Below are 5439 nucleotides of genomic sequence, written 5' to 3'. Positions count from 1 at the left end.
GCCGAGGTCGTCGTCTACGACGCACTGACCTACTCCGGCAACGAAGCGAACCTCGCCCCGGTCGCCGACTCCCCCCGCTACACCTTCGTGCACGGCGACATCCGCGACGCCTGGGCGGTCGGCCCCGACGGCACCAAGGCGTGGGGACGCTTCGGCGCCGCCGGCCTGCTCGTCGACGACGGCGCCGGCCGCGTGCTCCTGCAGCACCGCGTCGAGTGGAGCCACCACGGCGGCACCTGGGGCATCCCCGGCGGCGCACGGCACCAGGGCGAAGCAGCCGTGACCGCCGCCCTCCGCGAGTCCGCCGAAGAAGCCGGCGTGCCCGACGACGCGATCGCCCTGCGCCACACGGCACTGCTCGACCTGGGCTTCTGGACCTACACGACCGTCGTGGGGCGCGCCTCCCGACCCTTCGAACCCGTCATCGCCGACCGCGAGAGCCTCGCGCTGTCGTGGATCCCGATCGACCAGGTCGACGAGCTGCCCCTGCACCCCGGGTTCGGCAGGTCGTGGCCGGCACTCCGCGCCACGATCGCGACCACACCGCACGTCGTCGTCGACGCAGCGAACGTCGTCGGCAGCGTGCCCGACGGCTGGTGGAAGGACCGAGCCGGCGCCGCATCGCGCCTGCTGGCACAGGTGTCGGCGCTCGCCGAAGGCGGGGTCGCCGCATCGTTGCTCGACCTGCCGTTCGCGCGGTGGTGGCCGCGGTGGACCGTGGTGCTCGAGGGGGAGGCCCGGGCCGCTGCGGACGTGGGCGGTGCTGGTGGAGACGGCGGTGCGGACCGCGCTGTCGGCGCTGACCGCGGCGCCGCCACCGGCGCCGTCGACGTCGTCCGTGCTCCGGCCTCCGGCGACGACGCCATCGTCGAGTCCGCGCGGGCCGCGGTGCAGGCCGGCGACGGGCCGGTCGTCGTCGTGACGGCCGACCGCGAGCTCCGCGACCGCGTCGAGGCCCTCGGCGCGGTCGTCCACGGGCCGTCCTGGTTGCGCGACCAGCTGTAGCCGCCTGGACCGCCGTGTTCCGGATGGTGACCGAGCGGCCGTCGGTCGCTGCCGGTACGCTGGCCCTCCGTCAACGGAGACGCAACACGCAGGAGGTTCCCCTTGGAGCGCATCACCAGGGCCGACGACCGAGTCCACCGCCCCGCCGGGCCGTGGACCCCCACGGTGCACCGGCTGCTCGCCCACCTGCACGAGCAGGGGTTCGTCGCAGCCCCCGAACCGATCGCCCTCGGTGACACCCTCGAGACGGTCTCGTTCGTCCCCGGTGTCGCGGGCGAGTACCCCTGGACCGAGGACATCGCCAGCGAGGCCGCCCTCGTCACCAGCGCCCGACTGCTCCGCCAGTTCCACGACGCCGCCGCGAGCTTCCCGCGCAGCGCCACCGACGACCTCTGGTCCCAGGCCGACCGTGCCCCCGTCGAGACGATCGTGCACGGCGACTTCGCCCCGTACAACTGCGTCTACGACGGCATCGCCGCCGTCGGCCTGATCGACTTCGACACCGCGCACCCCGGGCCCCGCGTCTGGGACGTCGCGAGTGCCGTCTACCGGTTCGCGCCGTTCACCACCGGCGCCGTCGAAGGATCGACCGCTCCCGACCTCGACGAGCGGCTCGCACGGGCCGCCGAGTTCTGCCGCGCCTACGCCCTCGACGACCGCTCTCGCAGCGTCCTGGCCGAGACGATGATCGCGTCCCTCGTCGCCCTGGTCACGACGATCGAGCACGAGGCCGCCGCCGGCAACCCGAAGTTCGTCAGCGACCTGCAGCACGGCCACGCCGACCTGTACCGCGCCGACGTCGCCTACCTGGAGCAGCACGCCGACGCCGTCACCGCCGCCGTCGCGTGACCACCAGCCCCGCGCGGCTCCGCACGGCGCGGTTCGCGGCGCAGGGCATCGCGGTGCCCGGACTGCGCCCCACCGAGGTCGTCGAGCGGATGCTGTCGGTGCAGGGGCAGGACCTCGGCCAGGTGCTCTGGGCCATCGGGGTCCGCGCTCCCGGATCGTCGCGGGACGACGTCCGCGAGGCCTTCGACCGCGGGGAACTCGTCCGCTCGTGGCCGATGCGCGGCACCCTGCACGCCCTGCGGCCCGACGACCTGCGCCTGCTGCTCTCGCTCACCGCCGAACGGACCCTCCGCACGATCGCCCGACGCGCCGCCGAGCTCGGCATCGACGACGCCCTGCTCGGTCGGACCCGTGACGCGACGATCGCGGCCCTCGAGGGCGGCCGTGCGCTGGTCTGGGACGACCTGTTCGCGGCGTACCGCGCTGCCGGCATCGACCCGGCCGGAGGTCGCGGCTACCACCTGGTCCTGCAGCTCGCACAGGAACGCCTCGTCGCCTGGGGCCCCACCGCCCGCGTCGGGCAGGGGCTCGTGCTGCTCGACGAGTGGGCACCCGCCACCGCTGACCCGCCGGACCGCGACGAAGCCCTCCGCCGGGTCCTGCTCGGGTACCTGCGCGGTCGTGGCCCCGCGACCGAGGCCGACGCCGCGAGCTGGACGAAGCTGCCGCTCGGTGACCTCCGCCGAGCGCGGGCGGCGGCGGGGGACGCGGTGGAGGACCTCGGCGACGGGCTCCTCGACCTCGCCGACCGGCCGGCAGCCGCGCGCGTCCCCACCGGGCACCTGCTCCCCGGCTTCGACGAGTACCTGCTCGGGTACGCCGACCGGTCCGCGCAGCTCGACCCCGCGCACGCCGACCGGGTCGTCCCCGGGGCCAACGGCATGTTCCTGCCGATGGCCGTCGTGCGCGGTCGCGTCGTCGGCACCTGGAAGCGCACCGAGCGCCGGGCCGGGCAACTCGTCACCGTCACACCCTTCGGTGCCCTCGACGCGGCATCGGTCCGCGCGCTCGAGGCGGCGGCCGCGCGGTACGCGGCGTTCCTCGGAGCGCCGGTCGGGACCACGGTGGTCTGACGCGACCACCTGCGGACCGTGTGCCGAGGCTGCCTGGCCGCACCGCTCCTCTCCCCACCGGCACGGCCGCCCCGCCGCTGGCGCGTCGGTGCGGAACCGGCGGCGTGGGCCCAGACCGCACCCAGCAACCATGCGGCGGACTCCGACACTGCCTCCGGTAATGTCGCAGGGCCATGACGGACAGCCCGGCCGACGCCACCCCCTACGAAGTCCTCGGCGTCCCCGCGACGGCTGACGACGAAGCGCTCCGCCGTGCCTACCGGCGGGCCGCCCGCGAGACGCACCCCGACCTCGGCGGCGACGCCCAGCGCTTCCGCCAGGTCCAGCTCGCATGGGAGCGCATCGGCACGCCGGCAGCCCGGCGCGCGTACGACGTCGGGTCCCGCGCGTACGGCGCGTCCGGGGCGACCGCCGGCAGGGGTGACACCGGTCGCGACGCCTACGCACCCCCGGCAGCGCGTCGCGACACCCGCCCCCGGGCCCGGTCCCACGGACACCCCGGCGGTCGGTCGCGCGAGGTCTTCCTGCAGGCCGAACGCGAGTGGGTCGGCCTCGGCGACCCCATCGAGGACCCGTACGACCCCACGCTCATCCGCTCCGCGCCCCGGCACATCCGGCGCCTGCTCGCCGAGGCCCTGGCCGAAGAAGCGACCGCCCTGATCGTCTCCGACATGGGGATCGGCGTCACGGTGTGGCACGACCTCGACGCCGGAGCCGAGGGCAAGCTCGACCACGCCGTCCTGACCCCGAGCGGGCTCTGGGCCGTCGAGTCCATCGACTGGGGCGCTCCGGTCCGCGTCGAGCACGGCGAGATCGTCGGCGAGACGCTCGCGCCGGGGGAGCGACCCGTCAAGGAACTCGTCCGCGCCGCCCGTGCCGTGCAGAAGCAGACCCGGGTGCGGTTCTCCGGGCGGCTGCTCGTCGTGCCGGACGCCGCCGTCACCGAGGACGTGCAGCTCGTCGGCTCCCCGAAGAAGCCCACCGCGCTCGTCGTCCGCCGGAGTGCGCTCGCCCAGGTGCTGAACGGCGTCTGGTCGCCGGCCGGTTCCGTCGACGTGTTCGAGATCCGCGACCGCCTGCAGCAGACCGTCCGCTTCGTCTGACCCTGACGCCTGCGGCCTGACGCCTGACGCTCGACCCGGGCTCCGACGGTCACCGTCCGACGCGTCGTACGATCACGGCATGCGCGAAGAGGTCGTCGTCGTGGTCGGCGGATGGGAGCACGACTGCTGCGGGCCCGCCTACGAACGGCAGGCCACGGCGGCGTTCACCGCGTACGGAAGGACGCCGCGGTTCGCCGAGTCCCGGCACCACGACGACCCGTTCGGCATCACGGAGTTCCGTGGTCGGGTGGCCGATCTGTTCGTCGTCGCGGAGGACGGCACCCGCATCCCCGTCCACCGCATCCCGTCCGGTCGCGCGCTGGGCGGATCCGATCCGGACGACGACGGGCACCTCGAGGTGCCCTGGACCGGAGAACGGATCGAGGTCGAGTCCGACACGTTCGAGATCGTGGTCGATGTCCACGTGCCCGGGTCCGCGAAGCGTCAGTAGCCGCGGAGCTTCTCGAGGTCGCGGCGCTCCCGCTTGCTCGGCCGTCCGGCGCCGCGATCGCGCATCGGGACGAAGCCGGCCTCTTCCTTCGACAGCCGCGGCGGGGTCTTGTCCTCGAAGTGCTTCGCCGCCTCGGGGGCGCTCGTCCGCTTCAGGATGATGCCGGTGACCACGACGATGCGGTCGAAGCCGTTCTGGCGCACCCGCACCTCGTCGCCGGGGCCGATCGGCTGCGCCGGCTTCGCGCGCTCCCCGTTCACCCGGACGTGACCGGCCTTGCACGCGGCAGTCGCGGCCGACCGGGTCTTGGTGATCCGGACGGCCCAGATCCAGCTGTCGACCCGGGCCTTCTCCATGCCGACACTCTAGGCGGCCCGTACCCTGGGGCGGTGCATGCGGACGAACAGGCGGCGATCGCCCGGGCCCGTGCGCTCGGGGTGCTGCACGACGCCGCGATCGGGGACCGCCTGGTGGTCCGGGCGCACCACGGGGACGGCGCGCAGGACGCCCTCGGCGACCTGGTCGCCCGGACGCCCAACGCCGTGACGATCGCGACCCGCCGCGGCCCGGTCGAGGTCCAGCTCGCCGACGTCGTCGCCGCGAAGCCCGTCCCGCCGCCCCCGCCCGCGCGGCCTGCTCGACGCTGACGCGCTCGGCTCGCACCGTGCGGACTTGTCGTGCTGTCGAGCCGGGGTCGCACGGTGCGGACTTCGTCGGCGGGTGCGCCGTCGGAGGCTCGGTGCGGGGTTGTGGTGCCGCACGGAGCCACCAGCCCCGCACGGTGTGGCGGAGGCGGCACCGTGCGGGATTCGCGGAGCCGGGGTCGCACGGTGCAGACTTCGTCGGCGGGTGCGTCGTCGGAGGCTCGGTGCGGGGTTGTGGTGCCGCACGGAGCCACCAACCCCGCACCGGCTGACGAACCTCGCACCGTGCGAACCCGACGCGCCCCGCCCCGCCT

Annotated in this window: 7 protein-coding genes; 6 read left to right on the top strand and 1 reads right to left on the bottom strand. The window is 74.7% G+C overall.

Features of this window, described 5'->3' with window-relative positions; all coding sequences use genetic code 11:
* The 5 genes from DEJ04_RS18095 to DEJ04_RS18075 all read left to right on the top strand — a co-directional run.
* A partial coding sequence (locus DEJ04_RS18095; protein ID WP_258371433.1) for an NUDIX domain-containing protein occupies positions 1-1005 on the top strand: 1005 nt, incomplete at its 5' end.
* A 102-nt stretch (positions 1006-1107) separates the two neighbouring features.
* Positions 1108-1854 (top strand): phosphotransferase enzyme family protein, encoded by a 747-nt coding sequence (locus DEJ04_RS18090; protein ID WP_027465222.1) that lies wholly within the window; start codon positions 1108-1110, stop codon positions 1852-1854.
* Positions 1851-2927, top strand: coding sequence for a winged helix DNA-binding domain-containing protein (locus tag DEJ04_RS18085; RefSeq protein WP_111048008.1), 1077 nt, complete (start codon positions 1851-1853; stop codon positions 2925-2927). Before DEJ04_RS18090 ends, DEJ04_RS18085 begins: the two co-directional genes overlap by 4 nt.
* A gap of 173 nt (positions 2928-3100) precedes the next feature.
* Positions 3101-4030 carry a DnaJ domain-containing protein gene (locus DEJ04_RS18080; RefSeq protein WP_071405400.1) on the top strand — a complete coding sequence of 310 codons (930 nt, stop codon included), beginning with the start codon at positions 3101-3103 and terminating at the stop codon, positions 4028-4030.
* A gap of 79 nt (positions 4031-4109) precedes the next feature.
* Complete coding sequence (locus DEJ04_RS18075; protein WP_181437883.1) at positions 4110-4481, top strand: hypothetical protein; 372 nt, start codon at positions 4110-4112, stop codon at positions 4479-4481.
* On the opposite strand, the gene DEJ04_RS18070 is transcribed toward DEJ04_RS18075, so the two are convergent.
* Positions 4475-4837, bottom strand: coding sequence for an RNA-binding S4 domain-containing protein (locus DEJ04_RS18070; protein ID WP_027465224.1), 363 nt, complete (start codon positions 4835-4837; stop codon positions 4475-4477). The two genes, DEJ04_RS18075 and DEJ04_RS18070, sit on opposite strands and share 7 nt — an antisense overlap.
* A 33-nt stretch (positions 4838-4870) precedes the next feature.
* Between DEJ04_RS18070 and DEJ04_RS18065 the strand changes: the two genes are divergently transcribed.
* On the top strand, positions 4871-5128 hold the full coding sequence (locus DEJ04_RS18065; RefSeq protein WP_258371432.1) for a hypothetical protein: 258 nt from the start codon (positions 4871-4873) through the stop codon (positions 5126-5128).
* The last annotated feature ends 311 nt before the right edge of the window (positions 5129-5439 follow it).

Origin of the sequence: Curtobacterium sp. MCLR17_044, assembly GCF_003234435.1 — a bacterium.
Classification (GTDB): Bacteria; Actinomycetota; Actinomycetes; order Actinomycetales; family Microbacteriaceae; genus Curtobacterium; species Curtobacterium flaccumfaciens.
This window is presented reverse-complemented; position numbering and strand designations above follow the sequence as displayed.

Excerpts from the sequence above, each read along its gene's own strand:
- DEJ04_RS18080 (WP_071405400.1), top strand. The coding sequence starts at position 3,101 with ATGACGGACAGCCCGGCCGACGCCACCCCCTACGAAGTCCTCGGCGTC.
- DEJ04_RS18075 (WP_181437883.1), top strand. The coding sequence starts at position 4,110 with ATGCGCGAAGAGGTCGTCGTCGTGGTCGGCGGATGGGAGCACGACTGC.
- DEJ04_RS18070 (WP_027465224.1), bottom strand. The coding sequence starts at position 4,837 with ATGGAGAAGGCCCGGGTCGACAGCTGGATCTGGGCCGTCCGGATCACC.